The sequence below is a fragment of the Chryseobacterium ginsenosidimutans genome, assembly GCF_039536845.1.
GTDB lineage: Bacteria > Bacteroidota > Bacteroidia > Flavobacteriales > Weeksellaceae > Chryseobacterium > Chryseobacterium ginsenosidimutans_B.
Genome location: NZ_BAAAZJ010000003.1, coordinates 1160078 through 1184073, shown reverse-complemented (window position 1 = coordinate 1184073; position 23996 = coordinate 1160078). Strand labels below are relative to the sequence as shown.

Annotated in this window: 23 protein-coding genes; 10 read left to right on the top strand and 13 right to left on the bottom strand. The window is 36.7% G+C overall.

From position 1 onward, the window contains the following. Window positions 1-22 precede the first annotated feature (22 nt). The 11 genes from ABD745_RS05535 to ABD745_RS05485 form a co-directional block, all read right to left on the bottom strand. The gene (locus ABD745_RS05535) at window positions 23-2284 is read right to left on the bottom strand and encodes a tetratricopeptide repeat-containing sensor histidine kinase (protein WP_344826466.1); all 2262 of its coding nucleotides are present in this window, start codon (window positions 2282-2284) and stop codon (window positions 23-25) included. A 45-nt stretch (window positions 2285-2329) separates the two neighbouring features. Continuing rightward, complete coding sequence (locus ABD745_RS05530) at window positions 2330-2995, bottom strand: YoaK family protein (RefSeq protein WP_344826463.1); 666 nt, start codon at window positions 2993-2995, stop codon at window positions 2330-2332. Between the two features lie 5 nt (window positions 2996-3000). Then, window positions 3001-3474, bottom strand: a complete 474-nt coding sequence (locus ABD745_RS05525; RefSeq protein WP_344826460.1) for a Dps family protein — start codon at window positions 3472-3474, stop codon at window positions 3001-3003. 1 nt (window position 3475) lies between these two features. Beyond that, window positions 3476-3901 carry a DoxX family protein gene (locus tag ABD745_RS05520; protein WP_344826457.1) on the bottom strand — a complete coding sequence of 142 codons (426 nt, stop codon included), beginning with the start codon at window positions 3899-3901 and terminating at the stop codon, window positions 3476-3478. A gap of 12 nt (window positions 3902-3913) precedes the next feature. After that, a complete protein-coding gene (locus tag ABD745_RS05515; protein ID WP_344826454.1) occupies window positions 3914-5806 on the bottom strand; it encodes an amidohydrolase in 1893 nt (630 codons plus the stop codon). Then, a complete protein-coding gene (locus tag ABD745_RS05510; RefSeq protein ID WP_344826451.1) occupies window positions 5806-6552 on the bottom strand; it encodes a M17 family peptidase N-terminal domain-containing protein in 747 nt (248 codons plus the stop codon). Before ABD745_RS05510 ends, ABD745_RS05515 begins: the two co-directional genes overlap by 1 nt. 269 nt (window positions 6553-6821) lie before the next feature. Continuing rightward, a complete protein-coding gene (locus ABD745_RS05505; RefSeq protein WP_344826448.1) occupies window positions 6822-8210 on the bottom strand; it encodes an alginate export family protein in 1389 nt (462 codons plus the stop codon). 13 nt (window positions 8211-8223) lie between these two features. Beyond that, window positions 8224-8856, bottom strand: a complete 633-nt coding sequence (locus ABD745_RS05500) for a hydrolase (protein ID WP_344826445.1) — start codon at window positions 8854-8856, stop codon at window positions 8224-8226. 33 nt (window positions 8857-8889) lie between these two features. Beyond that, window positions 8890-9801: an alpha/beta fold hydrolase gene (locus ABD745_RS05495; protein WP_344826442.1), complete on the bottom strand. Its 912-nt coding sequence runs from the start codon at window positions 9799-9801 to the stop codon at window positions 8890-8892. Window positions 9802-9949: 148 nt separating this feature from the next. After that, window positions 9950-10438, bottom strand: a complete 489-nt coding sequence (locus ABD745_RS05490) for a MaoC family dehydratase (RefSeq protein ID WP_344826439.1) — start codon at window positions 10436-10438, stop codon at window positions 9950-9952. 38 nt (window positions 10439-10476) lie between these two features. Beyond that, window positions 10477-11298 (bottom strand): alpha/beta fold hydrolase, encoded by an 822-nt coding sequence (locus tag ABD745_RS05485; protein WP_344826436.1) that lies wholly within the window; start codon window positions 11296-11298, stop codon window positions 10477-10479. A 597-nt stretch (window positions 11299-11895) separates the two neighbouring features. Here ABD745_RS05485 and ABD745_RS05480 point away from each other — a divergent pair. The 3 genes from ABD745_RS05480 to ABD745_RS05470 all read left to right on the top strand — a co-directional run bounded on the left by ABD745_RS05480 (window position 11896) and on the right by ABD745_RS05470 (window position 14127). Then, complete coding sequence (locus tag ABD745_RS05480) at window positions 11896-12462, top strand: Crp/Fnr family transcriptional regulator (protein ID WP_344826433.1); 567 nt, start codon at window positions 11896-11898, stop codon at window positions 12460-12462. A 61-nt stretch (window positions 12463-12523) separates the two neighbouring features. Beyond that, the gene (locus tag ABD745_RS05475; RefSeq protein WP_344826430.1) at window positions 12524-13552 is read left to right on the top strand and encodes a saccharopine dehydrogenase; all 1029 of its coding nucleotides are present in this window, start codon (window positions 12524-12526) and stop codon (window positions 13550-13552) included. Then, complete coding sequence (locus ABD745_RS05470; protein ID WP_344826427.1) at window positions 13549-14127, top strand: NAD(P)H-dependent oxidoreductase; 579 nt, start codon at window positions 13549-13551, stop codon at window positions 14125-14127. Before ABD745_RS05475 ends, ABD745_RS05470 begins: the two co-directional genes overlap by 4 nt. A 655-nt stretch (window positions 14128-14782) precedes the next feature. Here ABD745_RS05470 and ABD745_RS05465 read toward each other — a convergent pair. Beyond that, window positions 14783-15412 carry a nitroreductase family protein gene (locus ABD745_RS05465; protein WP_344826424.1) on the bottom strand — a complete coding sequence of 210 codons (630 nt, stop codon included), beginning with the start codon at window positions 15410-15412 and terminating at the stop codon, window positions 14783-14785. A gap of 151 nt (window positions 15413-15563) precedes the next feature. On the opposite strand from ABD745_RS05465, the gene ABD745_RS05460 reads away from it, so the two are divergent. From ABD745_RS05460 to ABD745_RS05445, 5 genes are all read left to right on the top strand, one after another. Beyond that, the gene (locus ABD745_RS05460; RefSeq protein WP_344826421.1) at window positions 15564-15887 is read left to right on the top strand and encodes a winged helix-turn-helix transcriptional regulator; all 324 of its coding nucleotides are present in this window, start codon (window positions 15564-15566) and stop codon (window positions 15885-15887) included. Window positions 15888-16472: 585 nt separating this feature from the next. After that, window positions 16473-17369: a helix-turn-helix domain-containing protein gene (locus ABD745_RS05455; RefSeq protein ID WP_344826418.1), complete on the top strand. Its 897-nt coding sequence runs from the start codon at window positions 16473-16475 to the stop codon at window positions 17367-17369. Window positions 17370-17523: 154 nt separating this feature from the next. Continuing rightward, window positions 17524-17778, top strand: a complete 255-nt coding sequence (locus ABD745_RS05450) for an SDR family NAD(P)-dependent oxidoreductase (RefSeq protein WP_344826415.1) — start codon at window positions 17524-17526, stop codon at window positions 17776-17778. Window positions 17779-17827: 49 nt separating this feature from the next. Continuing rightward, a complete protein-coding gene (locus ABD745_RS21535; protein WP_425549782.1) occupies window positions 17828-17977 on the top strand; it encodes an SDR family oxidoreductase in 150 nt (49 codons plus the stop codon). A 15-nt stretch (window positions 17978-17992) separates the two neighbouring features. Beyond that, the gene (locus tag ABD745_RS05445; RefSeq protein ID WP_344826412.1) at window positions 17993-18739 is read left to right on the top strand and encodes a glucose 1-dehydrogenase; all 747 of its coding nucleotides are present in this window, start codon (window positions 17993-17995) and stop codon (window positions 18737-18739) included. 43 nt (window positions 18740-18782) lie between these two features. On the opposite strand, the gene ABD745_RS05440 is transcribed toward ABD745_RS05445, so the two are convergent. Beyond that, a complete protein-coding gene (locus tag ABD745_RS05440; protein WP_344826409.1) occupies window positions 18783-19694 on the bottom strand; it encodes a helix-turn-helix domain-containing protein in 912 nt (303 codons plus the stop codon). A gap of 121 nt (window positions 19695-19815) precedes the next feature. On the opposite strand from ABD745_RS05440, the gene ABD745_RS05435 reads away from it, so the two are divergent. Together ABD745_RS05435 and ABD745_RS05430 are read left to right on the top strand one after the other, a co-directional pair. Further along, window positions 19816-20862, top strand: coding sequence for an efflux RND transporter periplasmic adaptor subunit (locus tag ABD745_RS05435; RefSeq protein WP_344826406.1), 1047 nt, complete (start codon window positions 19816-19818; stop codon window positions 20860-20862). A gap of 6 nt (window positions 20863-20868) precedes the next feature. Continuing rightward, window positions 20869-23979: an efflux RND transporter permease subunit gene (locus ABD745_RS05430; RefSeq protein ID WP_344826403.1), complete on the top strand. Its 3111-nt coding sequence runs from the start codon at window positions 20869-20871 to the stop codon at window positions 23977-23979. Window positions 23980-23996: the final 17 nt, after the last annotated feature.

Here is a 23996-nt window from a genome sequence, read left to right as displayed (position 1 = left end):
CTTTTTAAAAATATCAACGTCCTTATTTTTGAACATCAATATCTGTATTTTTTCTAAAGGTGATTGTTATTTTTAAACCGTTTTTATTTTCCAGAGAAAAAGTTCCGTCCAGCTGATCTGTAAGGCCTCTCATAAGATTCATTCCGAGAGATTCTGTTTCATCAATATTAAAATCCTGCGGAAGTCCTACTCCATTATCAGAAATAATCAGCTCATAAAAATCTTTTTCTGTATTTTTAAAAGAAACCGTTACTTCACCCCTTTTTTCTTCGGGAAAGGCATATTTTACGGTGTTATTCACCGCTTCATTTACAATTAATCCCATCGGTACCGCCTGAGCTACATCCAGAAAAACTTTTTCTGTGTCCAAAACAAAATTGATGTTTTTTTCTGATGAATAGCATTCTTTGATATAGCTGATTAATTCATAAATATACCACGACATATCAATGGTCGAAAGATTGTCTGACTGATATAATTTCTGATGAATCAGAGACATTGCATGCATTCTGTGCTGGCTGTTTTGGATCGCCATCAATGCATCTTCATTATCAAGATAGGCAGATTGTGTATTCAAAAGGCTTATCACAATCTGTAAATTATTTTTTACTCTGTGATGAATTTCCTTCAACAGCCATTCTTTTTCTGCCAGTAATTTTTTCAGCTGCTCATTTTGTTCGTCAATCTGCTTACGTTTTAATTCTAATTTTTTATTGGCATTGGTTTTAACCCTTGAACGGTTATACAACAAAGCTAAAAAGAGCACCAAAGCAACCAGGCTTCCTACGAAGAAATAACGGATCACCTTCTCATTTTCAATTTTTGCTTCTTGTAGCTTTCCTTGCTGCGTGAGCAGTTTGATGTTTTTATCTTTTTTTTCCGTCTCAAATTGAAGTTGAAGCGCAGTCGACTGTTTCAGCTTTTCTAAATTAAATATAGAATCTTTATATACCTGATGCTGCTTTAAATGTTCAATAGCCGATTCGTATTTTTTACTGGCATAATCCGATTGAAATGATAAAAGTTCAATTTGTGAATAAAAGATAAGCTTATCGGACTTTTTAGCAAATTCTTTGAATCTTTCGAGATATGCATACGTTTTTTCTGCTTGCCCGGACTGCTGCAAATAGATAATAATTCCGGTTAATTTATAGAAAAGACCCACATCAGATTCCTGATATTTTTTTAGCATTTGCTCATAATAGGGTTTGGCTTTATCAGTTTGCTTCAGCATAGAATAAGAGACTATAAATATAAACAGCTGTCTTATTTTAGTAATTTCATCCTTTGGAGGATAGCTCTTTTCACTTCGTTTCAGCGTTCGCAAAGCTGCTATATAATTTTTTTTGTGACAGTATAATGATCCCAGATTATAAGTTATTGCATTGATATCATCTACATTTTTATTCTTTAATGCAATATTCAGTGCTTTTTCAAAATTAGCAAATGCCAAGTCAAATTTTAGAAGATCATAATAAGCAAGACCAAGATGATTATAAATCGTACAAAGTTGATAACTGGTATCATGAGTTTCTTCTGCTGCTTTTTCCGCCATCAATGCATACTTCAGTGATAATTGTGGATTTTGTAATATTCCGTAATTGCCTGACATTAATGTATAAACACCCTGAAGTTCTTTAAAACCAATAGATTTATAAATAACAACAGCATTTTCAAGAAGTGCAAGGGCCTTTTGGTGTTCTTCTATGATACCATAATAATCCGCAAGATCTTTTAAAGCATCTGCCTGTTTTCTGAACTCTTTACTTTTTTTGTAAAGCGGAATTGCCAATTCAAGATATTTTATTTTTTCTTCGAAATCCGCTTTTTCATATCCTTTATAAGCACAAAGTTCTCTGTAAACATCAGCAGTAAGAACAGATAAGTTGTTCTTTTTAGCATAGACGAGTGCTTCATTTGTTTTTGCTGATCCATAATTAGAATCTCCGCTCTCTCTGTGAATTTGAGCATCCAAAAGCATTACTTTTCCTATACCCGGTTTATAGCCTAAACTATTACTTAACTTTTTTGCTTCTACATTTATTTGATCAGCTTTTTCAAGATCGGCTTTTAGCTCTCCCGGTTTAGTAAGATAATAATTACTTAAAGTGATCAATAATTCTACCTTTTTACTGTCATTTTCAGCATTGGAAATTTTATTTTCTAATTGATCGGGATCTTCTTTTGACTGCGCCGTTGCCTGGATGTTTACAAGCAGGAACAATGACACCGAACATAAGATGCTCAAGTAGTTTTTGACAGAAATAAAAGAGATAAAATTCATTTTTTAAAGATAATCTATTATCCAAATAATTGTGAAATTTTCAGATCAGTTTTTACGATGATAATAATAACAGATCATCATCGCCAGGCCTGGAAAAACCAAGGTTACAAGACCAAATTGCTTCCCCACATAAGCGCCTAAAAAACATCCCACCAGAAAACCTAAAATGGTAATCATCTGTTTTTTTAAACTTCCCCATGCATCCGGATCTTTGAATTTATTTTTAATTAAATTTCCAAAATCCAGAGAAGCCTGGGTAACATTTCCTGTCATCATCGTTGTCGGACCGTGCGTTTCTTTCGCATACAACTTTCCGAAAGCATTCTGAAGTCCCATCGCAAAAACAGTCAGCATCACGACTGCATACATCATCACTTCCGTGAAAACACCATTATAATTGAGAACAGCGACCAAAATTCCGGCGAAAAACAGAAGCAATCCTTCCCAAAACAAAATCGTGTAATGATTGAGAACCTTTGCGGCAATTCTTCCACCGACTATGACCGCTAAAATAAATACCGGAAAAGTTAAGAGTTTTACCCATGCATTAATATCAGAACCCTTCACAAACTGGTAGGCAAAAACAATAAAGTTACCCGTAACATGCGCTGAAAAAATAGAACCCGCAGCCACGAAAGTTACCGTATCACAATAGCCAGCGATCATCGTTAACAATAAGGTGACAAAACCTATATTATGTTTTACTTCCATATTTTTTATTTTAAATGTGAACGAAGCATCCAGGCCATTTTCTCATGATTTTCCAATAATCCGGTGATGTAATCGCTCGTTCCTGAATCATGAAATTCAACGGCAAAATTTTCAATATTTTCACGAAGATGAATGATGATACTTTCGTGGTCAGATAGCAATTCTTTTATGTAAGTCAAACTGTCATTAGCTTCCAAATGACTTTCGGAAAGATGGGTTAACGCAAGATATTCTCTCAACGTAGCCGGAGCATAATGTCCTAACATCCTGATTCTTTCGGCAAGATTATCTATAATTTCATCTAACTGCTCATATTGCGCTTCAAAAAACAAATGTTTGTTGTAAAAATCTGCGCCTTCTACATTCCAGTGCGCTTTTCTTGTTTTAGTGTAAAGCACAAATTCGTCGGCTAATGTTGCTACCAATACTTCAGCAACTTTTGCTAAGTTTTCTGTTTTAATTCCAATGGATGTTTTCATTTTAAATAAGGTTTAATAAATAATAATCGAGTGAATATTTTCCTGCGCCCAACGCAAGAATCAACAATAAAGATAAGGTGTACATATAAGGAACATCGCGCACTTCCAGAGAATCTTTTCTGTGAACCACGAAATACCCAATCGCTGTCACGCCAATCGTCGGCAAAACTGCGAGCCTTGTTCCCAATCCTAAAATAATTAAAAAAGGAACCACCAAATCGGAAAACGAAGCCACAAAGGCATTCATTTTATTAGGAAGTCCCAGCGGATTCGGGATGATTTCTTTCTGTCCGTTTTGCAGCCTGAATTTTTTCAGTCCATGAACCCTGAACAGCTCAACAGCCAGAAGTACTCTGAAGATCAGAAAAGCAATATCGTTAAACGATGATCCTAAATCTGAAGATAGAATTTGTTTTAAAATTTCCATAATTTTTTAAGTTTAAAAAGCAAAACAAGAACATCCGAGTGCTCCCCAAAACGAATGATAATTATTCACCGGAAGATTGCTCATTCTCGCATGGTCATGATTGTGGTTATGAACATCACAACTTCCCGCACAACTGTGAATCTGAGAAGTCAACGGAGCTTTTAGACTGGACTTCGTATTTTTTTCAATTTCTTTTTGAAAATGTCCGCCGACAGGAGAATAACCGTTGTACAAATTCGTAGGAGACCAATCCGGAAGAATAGGAATCGAAGGTGGAGCAAATGATGAAAATTCACCTTTTGCATAAACAATTTTTCCGTCTACAACCGTCATTTCAGATTCCACATTTTTGATATCTTCATCTTCAACCGTGAAATAATCTTTATCTAAAACCGCTAAATCGGCAAACATCCCGACCTGAATATCCCCTTTTTTCTGCTGTTCCTGAGAAAACCAGGCACTTCCTTTGGTGTATAATTCAAGCGCGGTATTTCGGTCTAATCTGGTATCGGTATACAACTGAAGTCCGCCAACCGTTTTCCCGACTGTCAACCAATACATCGAAACCCACGGATTGTAACTGCTAACTCTTGTCGCATCAGAACCACCGCCAACAGGAACTTCCATTTCCAGCATTTTTTTAATAGGTGGTGTATTTTCAGCGGCGTTTGCACCGTATTGGTCGGTAAAATATTCTCCCTGATACGCCATTCTGCTTTGGACAGCAATTCCACCGCCGAGCATTTTTACTCGTTCGATATTCCTTTCATCAATTGTTTCTGCGTGATCAAAAATCCACGGAAGTCCGTTGAAAGGAATATCCTGATTTACTTTTTCAAAAACATTTAAAAATCTGGTAATACTTTCATTGTAAGTCGCATGAAGTCTGAACGGCCAACGGTTTTCCACCAATAAACGGACAACTTTTTCAAGGTCGGCTTCCATATTTTCGGGCAAATCGGGTCTTGGCTGTAAAAAATCTTCAAAATCTGCCGCTGAGAAAACCAACATCTCTCCAGCTCCGTTGTGACGATACATATCATCACCCTGATATAATTTTACGGTATCAATCCATTCACTGAAATCTTCAAACTCATTTTTTGGCTTTTGAGTAAACAAATTGTAAGCGATTCTTACCGTTAGCTGTTTATTTTCATTTAATTCATTGACCACCTGATAATCATCCGGAAAATTCTGGAAACCACCACCTGCATCAATCACGCTGGTAATTCCGAATCGATTTAATTCTTTCATAAAATGTCTCGTAGAATTCACCTGATGCTCATACGAAAGTTTCGGACCTTTTGCTAAAGTTGAATATAAAATCATAGCATTTGGGGTTGCGATAATCAATCCTGTAGGTTCACCGTTAGCATCTCTTTCAATCTGTCCGCCCGGAGGAGCCGGCGTATTTTTTGTGTAGCCTACTGCTTTTAATGCAGCTCTGTTCATTAATGCTCTGTCGTACAAATGAAGTATAAAAACCGGGGTTTCGGGAGCAATCGTATTGATTTCTTCCAAACTCGGCATTCTTCTTTCTGCAAACTGAAATTCTGACCAGCCGCCGACAACACGAACCCACTGAGGAGAAGGTGTGCGGTCAACCTGATCTTTCAACATTCTCATGGCATCGGCTAATGAAGGAACGCCGTCCCATCTTAATTCAAGATTGAAATTTAATCCGCCACGAATCAAATGAATGTGTGAATCATTAATTCCGGGAACTACTCTTTTCTTTTTTAAATCGATAATTTTTGTCGATTCCTCTGAAAACCGGTCAACCAGGGCATCATTTCCAACAGCAATAATTTTTCCTTCTTTAATTGCTACCGCAGAAATATCCGGCGTTTCTTTGTTGAAACTGTGAATTTTTCCGTTATATAAAATTAAATCTGCCTTCATCATTATTTGGTATTAAGTTTTGTAATTGCTTCTTTAATTCCACCACCGGCAACCGTAAAGAATGCAGGTCCTGCCAATAAAATAAGTTTCTGCACGGTCATTTTTTCAGACAAATGGTTTTTATCTAAATAAGTCTGTACACGGTAGGCATCAAAAGCTCCCAAAACAACGTTTTCTGCAACTAAAGCAGTGGGAGAATCTACTCCTGCGTCCTTAAGATCGCTGGCAAAAGAAACGGTTTTCACTTTTAGTTTTAAAGCTTCTCTCATCGCCACACTTCCGACTTCTCTCATCAATTCAGCATCGAAAGAATTTCTGTTTCCCAATCCGATTAACAATAATTTTTTTGATGATAAACTTCCTTTTGGCGGAGCGATTAATAATGTTTCTAATGCATGACCTTTAAACTGTCCGTTTTTTCTGACATCGGTAATAATTCCTTTTAACGCTTCATCCAAATGAACCATTCCATTCAGTTCTTTTGGTAAAGCAGGTGAGTTGAAAATGTCGCCTTCCGTATATTCAAAAACACAGGCAATCTGTAAGTCTGCCACTGCTGCAGAAGGACCTTGCACAAGGCCAACAATAGAAACCCCATCTACTTTTCCCCAAGTCGTTGTGGTTCCGATAGCTGTTTTTGTTTCAGGAACTGACTGTGCTGAAACGAAATTAGTTGCTGAAGCTGCCAGAACAAATGCAACAAACATCGCTTTAGGCCAGCTAAAATATTTTGAAATTGAATTTTGCATAATTAAATGGTTTTAATAATAATTTGGTTAAATTTTAATTTTATAGTTGGTAATCGCAAAGACGTAAATTATACTATAGACTATATTTTAAGGCGCAAGGGTTTATCTGCGATAAAATTTCAGTCTTCTGAATTCTAAGAGCATTTGCTGAAAATCTTTGATTTCTTGTGCCTTAATAACAGAAGCAAATAAAAAAACCTTGCGTTTTTGCAATTACCAACAAAATATCTTTTTCAATTTTTTATAAAAGTTCAAAACACACTTGATGATTAAAATTTGAATCCTAAACGGACATTATAAAAGACTCCGCTTTTCGCATCAGGAATAATATCCTCGATAAAAGCACCTTTTTGAAAATACTGAAGCCCACTCACTAAAGAAATATATCTGTTAAAACTATAAGTGAAATTGGTGAGATAAGCCGTTCCGATATATCTTTTATCTGAGCTGCTTCCGGGACGGTTGAGGACTCCACTTGGTCTGTAAACACCGTCATCCAGAGAATATCGCCAGTTGAAAACTACGTCCACCTGCATTTTAAGTTTAGATGTTAAATCCAACGTTGCATACGGATGAATATCAATTAAATTGACCGGTCCAACCTGTGGACTGAAGCCAAAATAACCTCCTTTCGGATACAATGGATTAAACGTATTGAGTTTTCCGTCGTCTTTCGATTCGTCTCCGGAAATGTAATCATTACGAAGATTAATACTTGGCTTAAACTTAACATTTTCAAACAGATATCCGACATCAACAGAGCCTGTCCATGCACTGATATTTCCTTCTCCGAAAGTTCCGAACTGATAAGCCGCTTCCAGATTATAAATGAATCCTCCACCGTATTTCCAGAATCTCCCGCCGATCGTGTGACGTTTTTCTTTGGCGGTTCCTGCTTCAAAAACAGATTCGTCTCTTCTGATTCCAATGTAATACAAATCAAGGTTTCCGGCTTTAGGAAAAATTATTTTGGAATATAATCCCCAAAGATTAAGCTGTTGCGACATTTTATTATCAAAAACTCCAACATTGACGCTGTCTGCCATCATTGCAAAGGCATCGACTGATATATTTTTCTCAGAATACATCAATTTTGCTCCTGTAAAAGAAAGTCTTGCGTTTGGACCTTCTCGTACGGAAATCAACCTTCCTGAGCCATAATCCAATTCCTGCCGTCCTACTCTGGAAACCAATTTTCTATCCTGATTTTTAAAAATATTAATGTCTACAAATAGATTCTGAATGCTCAACTGATCTTCATCGATTCCTCTGGATCCGTTTTTTCTCCCGTTTTGTAATGCGCTCCGAATTTGTGAAAAAATTCTTACATTTTCACCCAAATGCAGATCTGCGTGAGCATCGTATCGTTGCAGAAAAAAGTTGTTGTGCCCGATATTCTGTCTTCCCCAATCTTCATTGTTGAAATCCACATATTCATACCGTGCTTCTCCCCCCAAAGACAGATAGATATTTTTCTTTTCGTTAAGTGGAAGAAATTTAACCTTATTATAAAATGTATCAGAAGAATCTTTTAAATATTCATAGTTTTCATCATAGCGCAGGAGCTTGAAGCTCTGAGCGGATAAGTCTAGAGTGCAGAAAAAGATGATACTAATTACAACTTTTAAAGATGATAAGTAATATGCAGATTTCAACATTGAAAATTTTAGATTAATGTTTAATCATATTGTGGGCGTAGTGAATTCCCAACCCGTAAGAACTTCCGTATTTTTTCATCAAATCGGTTACGGCAACATAAGTTTCCTGACGTGCCCAATCTCTCTGAAGTTCTAAAATATACTGGATGGAGGTCATTGGTTTTACCCCTGAATGAATCATTCTCTGGATAGCTCTTTCGTGCGCTTCATCGCTTACATCGCCACAAGCATCGGTAATTACGTACACATCGTAATTTTCTTCCATTGCAGACAATGCCGGTCCTACGATACAAACACCCGTCCACAAACCTGCAAAAACCAATTTTTGCTTTTGAGTTCCTACGATCGCTTTATAAGCTGCTTCGTCTTCCCAAGTGTTCATTGTAGTTCTGTCGATGTATCCTGAAGTTGCCATTGGGTAGACTTCTTCAATTTCTGGGAAAACAGGTCCCGAGAAACTTTCTTCAGCAACAGTTGTTACAATTGTCGGAACGTTGAATATTTTGGAAGCTCCGCAAATTACGGCAACGTTATTACGCAGTTCATTCATTGAGATGCTTTTCGTTGCAAATGCCATTTGACCTTCAAAATCGATTAATACAAGAGCATGGTTGTCCGGAGATAATAATTTTGGTGATGGTTTCATAAAATTTTATTGTTAATTTTTAGTTGAAAAAATTTATTGCTTTAGAAACTTTAATAATTCTTCATTGAATTTGTCTTTTTCTTCCAGGAATAATGCGTGTCCGCTGTTCTCAAAAGGAATTAACTTAGACCCTTTGATTGCCTTATTCATTTGTTCGGCCAAAGCGTAAGCCACTATTTTGTCTTGTTTTGCCTGCATAATAAGGGTTGGAATCTTGATCTTCGGCAGGTCGCCTCTCAAATCTTCGTCTCTTAAAGCGATTAATGACTGTTCCATTGCATAAGCAGATGATTGCATTTCGATACTTCCCAACCAAGCACCTACACCAGATGAAACAGATGTTGCAGATAAAACGAACCTTTCACCTATCGTATTCAGTAATCCTGGTCTGTCTACACTTACAAGATCTACCCATTTGGTGATGTCTTCCTTAGTAAATAATGGGTAAGGATAATCTGCTTTTTTGGTGTGAACAGGTGCTGCTGCAGCGAACAACGCTAATTTACTGATGTGAGCACTGTTGTACTTCGCAACGTAATGCAATGCAATCGCTCCCCCCATGGAATGTCCACCCAATGTTGCGTCTTTGATATCTAATTTATCTAAAACAGTTTTAATATCAGAAGCAAACTGGTCATAATTGTACTTTCCGTAAGGTTTGTCAGACTGTCCGAATCCTCTCAAAGTAATTCCGATTACACGATAACCGGCTTTGACTAAAGGAAGATATTGATATTCCCAAGAAGCATCACTCACAGGATAACCGTGAATTAAAACTACCGTTTTTCCTTCTCCAAGATCGGTCACATGAAGCCTTACATTGGGCTCTACTTCGATATATTCTGCTCTGGCTTTTGTTGATTTTCCTGTATTCTGTGCCTGAATACCTGTAACGAATACTGTTGTCAATAAAACCACAGCACCGATGATTGATTTTAATTTCATTATATTAAAGATTGATATTTGACAGATTTATTTTAAAAATGTCAGAGGTGATTAATTAAGTTTTAAGTGGAATTTTTCGAATCAGCTGCCACTTATTCTAAGATAATTTCGGTTTATAAAAGAGACAACAGATTCAAAAAGAAGAATTTTATCTTTTCAGTAAGTATTTATGCTGGCCTTCCAGTACAAGTTCAGATTTTTGGTTATAGATGGTCACTTTTGTGGTGACGACACCTTTATCTTCTTGCGGTGTAAGATCTGTAATCGTAAGCGAAGAATATAATGTATCTCTGGCATGAACTTCCTTTAAGAAACTACACGAAAGCTCCAGAAAACTGATGAAAACATTTCCAAAATAATGGGGCAGCAACGTTGCTCCCGGCGCGGTAAATGCCAAAACCTGTAATCCGTGGACAACCGGAGCTTCGTGACCGTATCTTTTCGCATATTCTGCATCGTAATGAATCGGATGATTATCACACGAAACCGTTTGAAAAGCCGATGCGTGAGCGTCCGTCAATGTTCTGCTCGGTGCTCTGAAAACTTCTCCGATCACCAATTCATCGAAAGTACGAGCCTTTACGATTGCGAAATCTTCAGGATTAAATGCCGATGCGTTTGTATTTGAATTTTCCATAAAAACTTTTTTTGAGTTAGAATAATTTTAAATGGAATTTATTCAGTGATGAATGCCAATAAATCATTGTTGATGGTCTCTGCCTGTACAGTCGGCATTCCGTGAGGGAAACCCGGATAAGTAATTATTTTTCCGTTTTTCAATAATTTAATTGATTTTAATCCTGCGTTTTGGTAAGGAACAATCTGGTCATCTTCTCCGTGAAGAACCAAAACAGGAATATCAACGGCTTTTAAATCTTCTCTGAAATCAGTTTCAGAAAATGCTTTGATACCGTCATAGTGAGCGACAATACCTCCCATCATTCCCTGTCTCCACCAGTTTCTTTGGATTCCCTCTTTCACATCTGCACCTTCTCTGTTGTATCCGTAGAAAGGGAAAGTCAGGTCGATGTAAAACTGTTGTCTGTTGTTTAATGTCTGATCTCTGATGCCATCAAAAACTTCCATTGGAACTCCATCAGGATTGCTGTCGCTTTTTACCATAATTGGAGGAACTGCACTGATTAAAACTGCTTTTTTAGCTCTTCCGTTGGCATATTTGTTAACATAACGGATTACTTCACCACCACCCGTTGAATGTCCGATATGAACTACGTCTTTCAGGTCAAGGAATTCTACCAGTTCAGCTGCATCAGAAGCATACTGTTCAATGGTGTGATTGTAAATGTCCTGGCTGGAACGACCGTGACCTCTTCTGTCGTGGGCAATTACTCTATAACCTCTCTGTAAGAAGAAAATGACCTGTGCATCCCAATCGTCTGATGATAAAGGCCATCCGTGGTGAAACATCAACACTGGTCCTTGTCCCTGATCTTTGTAGAAAATCTCTGTTCCGTCTTTTAATTTTAATGTACTCATTGTTCTATTTTTTTGATTAATAATTAAATTCATAACATTAATTCCAAAAAACAACCCAAAAATACAATCATTTAAAAATCAAACAATTACTTTTAAAATCATTAAATTTAAATTACGGTATTTCGTAAATTTATTAAAGCTTTATAGTAAATTAACTAGATTTTGTTTCATTATTAGGTTTCTATTGAATAAAATCTTTAGATTGTTATCCTATGACATCGTCCCAGGATTTCCAATTTCCTCCGATAAAAGAAGAGCTGTTGAAACTTCGCAAGGAACTTGAAGAAATAGAGTTGAACGTGATATTTAAAAAGCTGTAGGCATCTTCCCAAAGAAAGTTGAATGAAATATAAATTGATCGGCAGACGAATCTTTAATTTAATTTAATTTAATTAATGGAACGGTGCATAATAATCAATCTGGCGCTCATATTTATACGCCCGGTGTTGAGAAGTGATGCAGCATTTCTTTTCAAATAGAAAATAATTTTTAAATAAATTAAATTCTATCAATAGTAGTAATATCATCATCATTTTAGCTTAAAGGAGCAGATAAAGAATTATATTTGATTAATAATTTCTATAAAATCAGTGCACAATGATTCTTAGTTACATTCAAAGTTTTAAAATATTTTCAGACAAAGAAATAGAAGATTTTGCCCAACTGATTGAGACCAGGAAACTGTTGAAAAATGAATATTTCGTAAGGGAAAACGACAGATGTAAAGAAATCGCCTTCGTTCAGAACGGAATATTCCGCACTTTTTATACAACTCATGACGGCAAAGATATGACCTATTGTTTCAGGTTTCCTAATGAGTTTGTAGCCTCCTACTCTTCTTTTATTTCAGGAAAACCCAGCAAAGAAACCATACAGGCAATTGCAGATGCAGATATTTTTGTACTCAATAAAGATAAAGTGGAAGCTCTTTTTCACGAAAACCCAAGATGGGTTCTTTTTCTCAAAATAATTGCGGAAATGGAATATATAGAATTGGAAGAACGATATTTTCAGCTTCAGAGAAATAATGCTTCTCAAAGATATGAATACCTTCTGAAGAATCAGCCTAATTTCATTCAACAGATTCCGCTTCAGTATCTGGCTACCTATCTGGGAGTTACCCAACGGCATTTAAGCCGTCTCAGAAAAGACATTTCTTTTTAGACATTTGTCCTGCGCCAAGGATTAGCATTCCTGTAGTTTTGTAAAAAAATAATACAGTATTATGGGTTCAAATATTTTAATCGTAGGAGGAAAAGGAATGGTTGGAAAAACGATACACAGGATTCTGCAGTCCAGAAATCAAGAGTATACTATATATATCGGCAGTCGGAAAGAAGCGATTATGGAATACGACATAATGATTGATGTCAATAAGCCTGAAACTTTCATGAATGTCGTAAACAGGAATATTGATCTTATTATTCTTGCCGTCAATGATAAAGAGGATCATATTCTCAGGTTTGCTATTGATAACGCTATCGACTACATTGACATTACAAAACCGACACCTGATCTTGTAAAAGCTCTAACTATAGCAGCAGCTATTCCAAATATTAACAGTAGAATCGTTTTCAGTTCAGGATGGATGGGAGGACTCGTCAGCGGACTTATGAATACTCTATCTCGGGTTCCCGAAAACATCCAGGAAGCAAAATTGTATGTATACTACTCTGTAAAGGATCTGGCAGGAGAAAGTTCCGCTCATTTTATGGCTGAAAATGTAGCTAAACCATTTATCTGTTATCAGAGTAACCGACAAATACCTGTAAGACATTTTCTGAATTCTGAAGATTTTAAGTTTTCTTTCGGGATCGGAAAGAGACAGGCTTATAACTTTGATGTTCCAGATCTATATATTTTAAATCAGATTGAAAAAATACCTACAGTCCATGTTAAAATGACCTATGATTCAAAACTCATCACCTGGCTTTTGGGAACATTCCAAAAGTTAAGGATTTTCAATATTTTATCATTGAAGGAACGTCGGGCTATTTTCGGTTCGAGTGGAAACGGTGATCAGTCTGTATTTGAAATTGTAATCAAAGATGATCAGGGAGAAAAAAAACTAAGTCTTCAAAGCAAAAAAGGACAGGCAGAACTCACAGCGCTTGCAACAGTTTTACATACCGAAATGTTACTTCATACTGATTTTAAAAACAAGATATATTTTGCCCATCAACTTCACGATCCGATAAAACTTTATCAGTCGTTGGCTGAATATGAAGGTATAACTATCGAAACAAACATATGAAAAATGTACTGATCATAAACGGCCATCCCAACCGGGAATCTTTCAATTTCGGCATTATGAATGCCTATAGAGAAGGTGCAGAAAAAGCCGGCGCAAATGTTCAACAGATTATTATTGCAGATCTTCATTTTGATCCGAATTTGAAATATGGCTATCAGAATAGAATGGATCTTGAACAGGACCTGCTTGAAGCTTGGGAAAAAATTCTTTGGGCTGATCACATCGTATGGGTGCATCCTGTTTGGTGGGGCGGCTTTCCGGCTCTAATGAAAGGATTTATAGACAGGCTTTTTCTTCCAGGATTGGCTTTCAGATACCGGGAGAATTCTGTCTGGTGGGATAAGCTGCTTATGGGAAAAACAGCGCATATTATAACAACGATGGACCAGCCGGGATGGTACTACCGCCTATTTTTTGGTCGTCCGAGTATTAACCAGCTTAAGAAATCGATATTGGAATTTTGCGGCGTGAGGCCTGTAAAAGTGACCATTATCGGAATTATTAAAACTTCAGACAAAACACAACGCAGAAAGTGGACCGATAAAGTGATAATATCCGGAATGAAACTGAAATAATTTGTATAACTCTTTTATTTACAGTTAAGCTTTCTCCATAAACTTGTTTAGAATCCTCTACAATATTCAAGTGGATTTTCTTTTAATTATTCGACTTACAATTTAGAAATAATTTTAAAATGAGCGAAAATTGATTCTGACCTATTAAAAATTTATCAAACTTAGACAAGAAAGACAATTCATATTCGGTAAGGCTATCCCTTTCACAGTACTTCTTGAATGTTTTGTACAATCATTAGACTGTCTATTGGTCGGGTCTTTCTGAATTTTTAGTGGCCTATTTTGATTTTTTTTGATACTAGCGCTCAAACGAAAAACGCTGTAAACATTGATGTTTACAGCATTTTAGCTTATTTTGGTTTCTCAACTTGCGGAGAGAAAGGGTCTCGAACCTACTCTTTCTATATATGATAGATATTGATTTCTTTATTTTGAAAATCAAAAGTGCCATGATATTGCCACGAACTACTGCTAAATAATTAAAAGTATCGTTACCTATTTTTCTTATTGATAAACTTAAAGAACGTTTTAGTTTTGATGATGCAAATATAAAAATTTGCACTAACCAAAGGAAACAATTTAATTTTTCACAATAAAAAACTAGATCAGTTTACGAAAAAACTCCACATCTGAACCGTTACCCTCTTGTGGTTTATCAATTTATTTTGGTAGAAAATTCATCGATCGGAAGTCTGGCTTTTGGAGCTGATGCTAGATAATCGTTGGCAACATCACGATACCCTAATGATATGATGACCGAGGCATGAAGACCTTTTTCTGATAGGCCTAAAACTTTGTCAAACAATTTTGGATCAAACCCTTCCATAGGCGTCGCATCCACTTTAAGTTCTGCCGCCGCAATCAAAGCAGTGCCCAACCCGATATAAGCTTGTTTATCCGACCAGATTGCATTTTGTTCGGGCGTCTGAGGAGAGAAATAATCTATCAATGTATCCTCCAGTATTTTTAATCCTCCTTTTTCCAAATTCCGCTGCTGCTCCATCATCTCAACATAATCAGTGATGTACTCATTGGTGATCTCGTTGAAGCCTGCAAAAACCAATAAGTGAGAAGAAGCGTGGATCTGTGCATTAAATGAACCTTCTCCTAATCTTTGTCTTAGCTCCGGATTAGTAATTACAAACAGACGGTAGGGCTGTATTCCACAGGACGAGGCAGTAAGATTGATGGCTTCGATAATTTGGTCTACTTTATCTTCGCTTACTGATTCATCTGAGTAATTCTTGACCGCATAACGCCATTGTAAATTTTTGATTAGATCCATTTTTTATTATTTATAAATTAGAGGAGCAAAGTTATTGCTTCAATGCGTACATTTGTAACTAAGTGACAAAAAGTTATAGTGACAAACGGGTAACCAAGTGAATGGTATGGAACAGGAATTTGATTTAGTAAAGGATTGCAGCCAAAAAATATTGGCAATTAGTGATACGATGGAAATTTTAAATGGAAAATGGAAAATGTCCATCATTGCGTGTTTGTGTTATAAACCAATGCGATATTCTGAACTTCTGAAAGAGGTTACGGGTATTTCCGGAAAGATGCTCAGCCGTGAGTTAAAAGATCTGGAAATAAATGAATTGATCGATCGTCGTGTACTGAATACGGCACCTGTTGCAGTAGAATATCAGATAACAGACTACGGAAAATCTCTAAAACAACTGACCAATACAATAGCAGACTGGGGATATATCCATAGACAACGGATTATTTCTGGAATGAAGAGCAAAATCGAATAACAAAATGTAACTGATTTTTGAACAAAACCCTCCTTTCAGCGATAGCTTTTGGAAAGTCACGTGATTGAATCATGGAATGTCACAAATTTCATTAGAAACATTAATCAGATAGCAATAAGTTCTGAATAGTAAAAATCATCATCAGCCAACTAAATCAGTTATCTATACCTATCAAAAATCGGTAAATGTATAGTAACAAATTTTGTGAAAGCTGATTCCCAAGCACATTGAATGAGTTATCAAACAGCATTACAAATTGACCGGAGGAAGTCGTATTGATGCTCATTATTGATTTTGAGGAACGTCTTGACACAAAAAGACATCACCTACCCAATACAACGTATTTGTGAACATATTAAAAATGAATTTCCGTTGATCCACTTTGTCATTATTCAGCCTAAATAATTAATACAATTTTGTATCTCTTGTGCCATCTTATAATTTTGCTTTCAAGATTTTCAAAAACATATTTTTTTTCAACAAATTAAATAATTTGACAGAAGCTTAAGATATGTACAAAAATTGCATTCAAAATGTTCATCTTTAGCCAATAAATTTAAATTTATTAACACAATTACCTTTCCAATGGATTCATACTCGATTAAAAATATTATCACATTTCGTGAATTAGAATGGAATTATACCGAGGACTTTTTATTTCTGACGGATATACCTGAATCTTTTGAGCCATTTATCCTGACACCTGATTATTTCTCATATGGAATCATTAATAAAGGGCAACTTGTTGTGGAACTTGATGGAGAATTACTTCATATAGATAATAAGAAGCGGTCTTTTTTTATATATCGACCTCATCAGAATCTCAAGATCGTTGAAATCTCCCCGGGTACAAAGGGTGCTTTTGTCCTGTTTAATAAAAAATTCATCCAAACCCTCGATAATCATTTTTTATCAATAACAGAGAAAACTTTTCTTGAGCGACGTTTCGGGACCTATTATAGTTTGAAGTCTAAAGATTTCAATCGCTTAAAAGATCTCTTTTCAAAGATCTTTGATCTCCTTTCTTTCATAAATTCGGATCTGTGGGAGCAGACGGCCAAGAACTTAATGTTGGTGCTTATCAGTGAGACCGACCTGGTAATAAGTAAATATAGATCTTCATCCAAACAATTCTCTTTCAATAGAAGTCATCATCTTGTAGAAAGCTTCATAAGGTTGGTCAATGACAACTATCTGCAAGAACAAAATCTTGACTATTATGCATTTGAGCTTAATATCACTGTAAATTATCTGCATAAGATCGTGCAAAACTCTCTGAACACAACTCCCAGCAAAATAATACAAAATGCAATATTGGACCAGTCTATCCTATTACTAAAGAATTCTGATAATAACATCAGCGAAATTGCAGAAAAATTATCATTCAAAGATATTTACTCATTCAGTAAATTCTTCAAAAAAAACATGAAGGTTTCTCCAAAAAAATATAGAAATCAACTGGTAGCAGGATTTCAGCAGTAGAGAATTAGGTAAATAATGTAAAGATTTAGACATTTCAGATCCTTTTGATTTGTGGTAATATTGATTTTTATTTTGATATAAAAGCATGACCGAATTCTAGAATGGACGACGGTATCATGCAAATCAATATTTATATTTATCAAAAGAGATCAGTATGAAAAGATCAAATGGCAAAGTGCCCATCATTACAGATGAGGAAGAGCTAAACAAGGTCATTTACGAAATTGCAAACGAGGGAGGAAAGGCACTAGGCATACAGACAGGTATCGGTGACGGAGGCGGAATCGGTTACACCTCAATAAAACATGTAGTAATTGGTTTTACCAAGCAATTAAATGCTGATTATGGACTACACGGAATCCGGGCAAATGCAATTGCGCCAGAATTAATAAAAATTCCTATGATATAAAGTCTGATCGATGACCCGAATTCGGGAATAATGAACACTTTCGGGAATAATGAACACTTTAAGCAAAATATCCGCAGGTAGGTATGGTAAGCCCCAAGAAGTAGCTGACCTCGCATTATTTCAAGCCAGCGAAGAATCCAAATATATCTATGGCGCAGTTGTTCCGATTGACGGAGGGCTTCTAAGCACTTTAAGATAATTTAAATCAAATATTATGAGCAGACTAAATGGAAAGATAGCCATCATTACAGGTGGCTCACAGGGCATGGGAGAATCCCATGTAAGAACCTTCGTAGCCGAGGGTGCGAAAGTGGTCTTCACTGACCTTAATGAAGAAAAAGGGCAAAAGATCGCAAATGAATTAGGAGAGAATGCTGTTTTTGTAAAACAAGATGTTACCAGTGTAGAAGATTGGAAAAAAGTAATATCAGAGGCGGAAAGTAGATTTGGACCGGTCAATGTCCTGGTAAACAACGCAGGAATACTTGGACCAATAAAAACGATAACCGAAATATCAGAAGAAGAATATCAGAAAGTTGTTGACATCAATCAAAATGGTGTTTTCTACGGGATGAAATATACAATACCATCGATGCAGAAAGCTGGTATAGGTTCCATTATCAACATTTCATCAATAGCAGGGATCATTGCTATCCCGGGCTATCCCAGCTTGGCATATATGGGAAGTAAGTTTGCTGTACGTGGAATGACCAAAGCTGCTGCAGTTGAGTATGGGAAGGAAAATATCCGAGCCAACTCAGTACATCCCGGCTACATAAAGACACCAATGATGGTGGAGGCCACAGACGAAGACGGCAGTGGCGCAGCGGATGCTATTCCACTGGGAAGAATGGCAGATTCAAAAGAGGTAAGCAACCTTGTAATATTCCTCGCTTCCGACGAATCCTCTTTTCTTACCGGTACAGAACAGATCATCGATGGGGGAATGAGTATCCAGTAGAATAAATATCTATAATCATAAAAAAATAAGGATTAAAATAATTTTAGTCCTTATTTTTCAATTTAAGACCTCGGTATTCCAATGGCGTTTGTCCTGTTCTGGCTTTAAAGTAGCTCCCGAAAAAAGAGGCATTGGAAAAATTAAACTCATCAGCAATTTGCACAACAGTTAGACTTGAGCTTTTCAGCATGCCTTTAACAGCCATTATTACGATTTCATCAATCCATTCTCCTGCAGTTTTTCCGCTTGTGTCCTTTATTATTTTTGAAAAATATTTAGGCGTCAAAGAGAGCATATCTGCATAAAAACTTACATTCCTATCATTTTTATAATGTTGAAAAAGTAAAGACATAAAAGTTCTGTAGATATCCTCTTGTCTGGATTTTTTTTTGCCACTATCTAAAACCTGAAGTTCTGAATAACATTGCAAAAGCAGAAAAATTAGCGAATGGAGCAGAGTTTTTACAATCTCTAGGCTATATGTTGTACTTTTTTCATATTGCATTACAATGAATCCGTGGAGCGCAAGCAGTTCTTTAAATATAATTTCGTCTGCAGAAAAAACAGGCAATTGCTGTACCTCGTTTCCTATTACTCCGAATTCTTTTGTCAGCTGAATATCAGAGATAAAATCGAAAGAGCATATAATAAATTCGATCTCAAAATCTTCACTTTGCTCCTCGATCTGAACAAGCGAATTGGGAAGAATGACCCCAACCATATTCGCCTCCACCACATACCGTGTAAGATTTACAGTAATGACAGCTCGTCCTTTTGTACAGAATGTAAAACCAATACCTTCCAAAATATGAGGGTATTTCCAGTCAAAACTAAAACTTCGGATCGCTGAGGATTTTTGAGAAACGATTAGATCCTCTATTTTAGAAAATACATTATTTTCTGCATTCAGCTCTTCAAAACTGATACGTCTAAAATAATCAAGATTTTCCATCATTATTTTTTTGATGGTGTAAAATTACAAAAAAAACGACTTTTTGAACATTACTACCTACTAAAACATCAGCAAACAAAACCTTTATATTCTGAATTTTGCTGATCAAATGAATTACCGAATTATGTTACAACTAAAAAATAATGGCATATTGACTATTCTGACGGTCAGTGCATTCCTTTTTTCCTGCGAAAAAAAAACTGAGCAATCTTCCATCTCGCCAGTGAAAGTTAAAACAAAAATTATCCATTACGATAATTTATCTACCCAACAGGAATATATCGGAACCGTTGAAAGTGAGAATACGCTTGAGGTCAGTTTTCTGGTCTTAGGGACAATAGAAAACATGTATCTCAATGAAGGGCAGAGAGTAAGCAAGGGACAATTGCTTGCGAGCCTTAATACATCTTCATTGAAAAGTGCCCACGATCTGACATTGGCAAGCCTAAGACAGGCGGAAGATGCATACAGACGACTTTCAACAATGTATAAATCCGAAAGCTTACCCGAAATTAAATTAATAGAAATAAAAACACAATTAGAGCAAGCGAAAGCTAATGAAGCAATTGCCCGTAAAAATCTAAATGACGGAAACCTTTATGCTCCGCAATCTGGAGTCATCAGCAGACGCCTGGTAGAACCGGGAAGCAATGTAATTCCGGGATCAGCGGTCTATCAGATAATGGATGTCAGTTCAATTAAAGTAAAAGCGGCCATTCCGGAAAATGAAATTTCAAAAATAAACAGAGGCACATCATGTAATGTAAAAATTGCCGCACTGAATGGCGAAAGCTTCAAGGGAACTGTTATCGAAAAAGGCGTTTCCGCAAACCCAATATCCCATACTTATGATGTTAAAATAAAAATTGATAATTCCTCAGGAAAAATAATGCCTGGAATGGTTTGTAAAGCCTATCTAAACTCTTCCGGAAATAACGAAAAACATATTGTTGTTCCGTTAAAGTCTATACAGGTAGACCATACCGGAAAACGTTTTGTATGGGTAAGATCAAAAGAAAACAAAGCACAGTACAAACAAGTAATAATGGGTAAACTTTACGGAAATAATGTAGAGATCGTCAATGGATTAAACGAAGGAACAGAAGTCATTACCGAAGGTTACCAAAATATAAGTAACGGTGCACCAGTGATCGCAAAAAACAAAGATTAATCGGCTATGGAAAACAAAAAACAAAAAGGATTGATCGCTTTAGCAATGGAATACAACAAAATTGTACTATTGCTGGTATCTACCCTTATCATATTCGGAGTTTATGCGCTCTTTAAAATGCCTAAACAGGAGTTTCCCGCATTCACTATACGTCAGGGTGTTGTCGTGGGAGTTTATCCTGGAGCTACATCTGCAGAGGTGGAAGAGCAATTGGCAAAACCTCTTGAAAAATTTCTCTTTACCTACAAGGAAGTTAAAAAATCAAAGACATACTCCATGTCGAGGGATGGCATCGTATATATTTTTGTGGAGCTGAATGATGAAGTGAACAATAAAGACGAGGTCTGGTCTAAAATAAAACACGGGCTCAGCACTTTTAAACCACAGCTTCCATCCGGAGTGTTAGCAGTTATTGCCAATGATGATTTTGGAGACACTTCTGCATTATTGATTGCTTTGGAATCAGACACGAAGACTTACCGACAGCTCAATGACTATCTCGAAAACCTTGAAGGGCGATTAAGGGGAATAGAATCTGTTTCCAATCTCAGACGCTTTGGTGAGCAAAAAGAACAGCTAAGCATTTACATAGACAAGGAAAAGGTGGCAAGCTATGGCATCAATCTTTTTTCTCTTTATCAAACACTTCTCACCAAAGGGATCACCGGAACTTCAGGTGTTGTGGATAATAATGAACTCGTGGTCCCGATCCACATGGAGCGACCATTCTCTTCTGAAAAAGATCTTGAAGAGCAAATTGTATATTCAGATCCGCAAGGCAATAATATCAGGCTCAAAAATGTTGCTACCGTGGTGAGAGAATATCCAAAACCCACAAGCTACACCGTCAGTAACAATAAAAAAGCACTCATCCTCTCTACTGAAATGCGCTCAGGTTATAATATTGTGGATTATGGAAAAGATGTTGATGCGGTGCTGAAACAATTTGAAAAAACACTTCCAGACGATGTAAAAGTATATCGTATTGCCGACCAGCCCAAAGTCGTACAGACTTCTATTTCTTCATTTTTAGAAGAATTGCTGATTGCTATTATTGCTGTGGTGTTGGTCGTAGTTGCTCTATTACCTTTGAGGGTTGCAGGCGTTGCGGGTTCTACGATTCCGATCTCTATTTTTATTTCTTTGGCATTGATGTTCGCCTTTGGAATAGAACTCAATACAGTAACATTGGCAGGATTGATCGTTGTATTGGGAATGATCGTGGACAATTCTATTGTCATTATCGACAGTTATCTCGAAAAAATTGATGAAGGAATACCAAGAAAAGAGGCCGCCATTGAAAGCGCCCAGGAATATTTCAAAGCTATCTTTTCTGCAACATTAGCGATAGGATTAACGTTCTTTCCTTTTCTTATCACGTTTACCGGACAGCTTTATGATTTTTTAATAATGTTCCCCTGGACCATACTTATCACGCTTTCGGTTTCATTGGCAGCAGCTGTATTGTTAGTCCCTTTCCTCCAATATACATTTGTGACCAAAGGTTTGCACAGTGCTGAAAATGGAAGCCGCAAAAAAGGAAAATCATTTTTAGACAGACTTCAATCTGTTTATGACAGCATTTTGGGCGCAGTCTTCCGTTTTCCGAAGATCACCTTCATTCTTGGAATAGTATCGGTCGTTTTAGGGATATTCCTTTTCACAAAAATTCCTTTAAAATTAATGCCTATTGCTGAAAGAGACCAGTTTGCAGTAGAAATCTATCTCCCCCAGGCAAGTTCTCTGGCTCAAACTGAAATGGTTGCAAAAGACCTGAACCGTATTCTTGAAAAAGATAAAAGAGTAAAATCTATTACCTCATTCATCGGCACAAGCTCTCCCCGGTTCCATACGACTTATGCACCAAAAATTGGAGGACCTAATTACGCACAATTCATTGTAAATACAACATCCAGTAAAGAAACGGTTGCGATGCTGGACGAATACAGCACCAAATACGCCAAATACTATCCTAATGCTTATATAAAATTCAAACAGATGGATTATCAGGCAGGTGTAGACGCTGATGTGGAAATAAGACTGAGTGGTGATCATATAGCAGACTTAAAAGCAATGGCAGATCACTTAGAAAGTAAGATCAAAAAATTGGACGATCCTATAAGAGTCCATACCAATTATGAGGAAATCCTTCCGGACATCCAGGTGGCTCTTGACCCGGTAGAATCTAACAGGCTGGGAATCAATGAAGGCGTTTTAGGTCTTGGATTGACATCCAGGTTTGGAGGGCTTCCGATAACATCCGTTTGGGAGAAAGATTATAATCTTCCTGTAGTTTTAAAATCCAGATGGGAGAATAAAGACCCACAGATCTCTGATGTAGAGAATGAATATGTTACAGGACTATTTTCTCCGGCAGTTCCCTTACGCCAGGTTGCAAAAGTTACCTCCGGGTGGCATGAAGGGCAGATCGTACGCCGAAACGGTATTCGGACACTTTCTGTGTATGTTGATATGAAACGGGGTCGCCGACCGGATTCCACACAAAAAGAAGTAGAGCAATTTGTCAATGGAATAACACCAGAATTACAGTCTAAAAATATAACGGTAAGCTATGGCGGCCTTAAAGAAAACACAGCCGAAACGTTACCCAAGATCTTATCCGCGCTGATCATCTCTATTATTATTATCTATTTTATTCTGGTTTTCCATTTTAAAAAGATAAAATTGGCTACTCTGGTCTTTGTATCGACATTATTCAGCTTATTGGGTGCCGCAGCAGGATTATTAATGATGGACATGGAATTTTCTTTAACATCTGTATTGGGTCTTGTGAGCCTCATCGGAATCATCGTAAGAAACGGGATCATTATGTATGATTACATCGAAGAATTAAGGCATAAGCAATCGATGTCTGTTTACGAAGCCTGCATAGAAGCCGGAAAAAGAAGAATGCGCCCTATTCTACTCACTTCTCTGGCAGCATCTATGGGAGTCATTCCCATGATCATTAGCAAAAGCCCGCTTTGGGCGCCAATGGGAACCGTTATCTGTTTTGGAACGCTGATATCTATGGTCTTTATCCTCATTATGCTTCCTTTGATCTATTGGTTTGCCTATAAGAATGAAGATAAGAAAACCACCTATCAGATTGCTTAAAATCTAAGCTCAATCAA

Bases quoted from the DNA above. Each gene is read 5' to 3' on its own strand.
- ABD745_RS05535 (WP_344826466.1), bottom strand. From the start codon at position 2,284: ATGAATTTTATCTCTTTTATTTCTGTCAAAAACTACTTGAGCATCTTA.
- ABD745_RS05530 (WP_344826463.1), bottom strand. From the start codon at position 2,995: ATGGAAGTAAAACATAATATAGGTTTTGTCACCTTATTGTTAACGATG.
- ABD745_RS05525 (WP_344826460.1), bottom strand. From the start codon at position 3,474: ATGAAAACATCCATTGGAATTAAAACAGAAAACTTAGCAAAAGTTGCT.
- ABD745_RS05520 (WP_344826457.1), bottom strand. From the start codon at position 3,901: ATGGAAATTTTAAAACAAATTCTATCTTCAGATTTAGGATCATCGTTT.
- ABD745_RS05515 (WP_344826454.1), bottom strand. From the start codon at position 5,806: ATGATGAAGGCAGATTTAATTTTATATAACGGAAAAATTCACAGTTTC.
- ABD745_RS05510 (WP_344826451.1), bottom strand. From the start codon at position 6,552: ATGCAAAATTCAATTTCAAAATATTTTAGCTGGCCTAAAGCGATGTTT.
- ABD745_RS05505 (WP_344826448.1), bottom strand. From the start codon at position 8,210: ATGTTGAAATCTGCATATTACTTATCATCTTTAAAAGTTGTAATTAGT.
- ABD745_RS05500 (WP_344826445.1), bottom strand. From the start codon at position 8,856: ATGAAACCATCACCAAAATTATTATCTCCGGACAACCATGCTCTTGTA.
- ABD745_RS05495 (WP_344826442.1), bottom strand. From the start codon at position 9,801: ATGAAATTAAAATCAATCATCGGTGCTGTGGTTTTATTGACAACAGTA.
- ABD745_RS05490 (WP_344826439.1), bottom strand. From the start codon at position 10,438: ATGGAAAATTCAAATACAAACGCATCGGCATTTAATCCTGAAGATTTC.
- ABD745_RS05485 (WP_344826436.1), bottom strand. From the start codon at position 11,298: ATGAGTACATTAAAATTAAAAGACGGAACAGAGATTTTCTACAAAGAT.
- ABD745_RS05480 (WP_344826433.1), top strand. From the start codon at position 11,896: ATGATTCTTAGTTACATTCAAAGTTTTAAAATATTTTCAGACAAAGAA.
- ABD745_RS05475 (WP_344826430.1), top strand. From the start codon at position 12,524: ATGGGTTCAAATATTTTAATCGTAGGAGGAAAAGGAATGGTTGGAAAA.
- ABD745_RS05470 (WP_344826427.1), top strand. From the start codon at position 13,549: ATGAAAAATGTACTGATCATAAACGGCCATCCCAACCGGGAATCTTTC.
- ABD745_RS05465 (WP_344826424.1), bottom strand. From the start codon at position 15,412: ATGGATCTAATCAAAAATTTACAATGGCGTTATGCGGTCAAGAATTAC.
- ABD745_RS05455 (WP_344826418.1), top strand. From the start codon at position 16,473: ATGGATTCATACTCGATTAAAAATATTATCACATTTCGTGAATTAGAA.
- ABD745_RS05450 (WP_344826415.1), top strand. From the start codon at position 17,524: ATGAAAAGATCAAATGGCAAAGTGCCCATCATTACAGATGAGGAAGAG.
- ABD745_RS21535 (WP_425549782.1), top strand. From the start codon at position 17,828: ATGAACACTTTAAGCAAAATATCCGCAGGTAGGTATGGTAAGCCCCAA.
- ABD745_RS05445 (WP_344826412.1), top strand. From the start codon at position 17,993: ATGAGCAGACTAAATGGAAAGATAGCCATCATTACAGGTGGCTCACAG.
- ABD745_RS05440 (WP_344826409.1), bottom strand. From the start codon at position 19,694: ATGATGGAAAATCTTGATTATTTTAGACGTATCAGTTTTGAAGAGCTG.
- ABD745_RS05435 (WP_344826406.1), top strand. From the start codon at position 19,816: ATGTTACAACTAAAAAATAATGGCATATTGACTATTCTGACGGTCAGT.
- ABD745_RS05430 (WP_344826403.1), top strand. From the start codon at position 20,869: ATGGAAAACAAAAAACAAAAAGGATTGATCGCTTTAGCAATGGAATAC.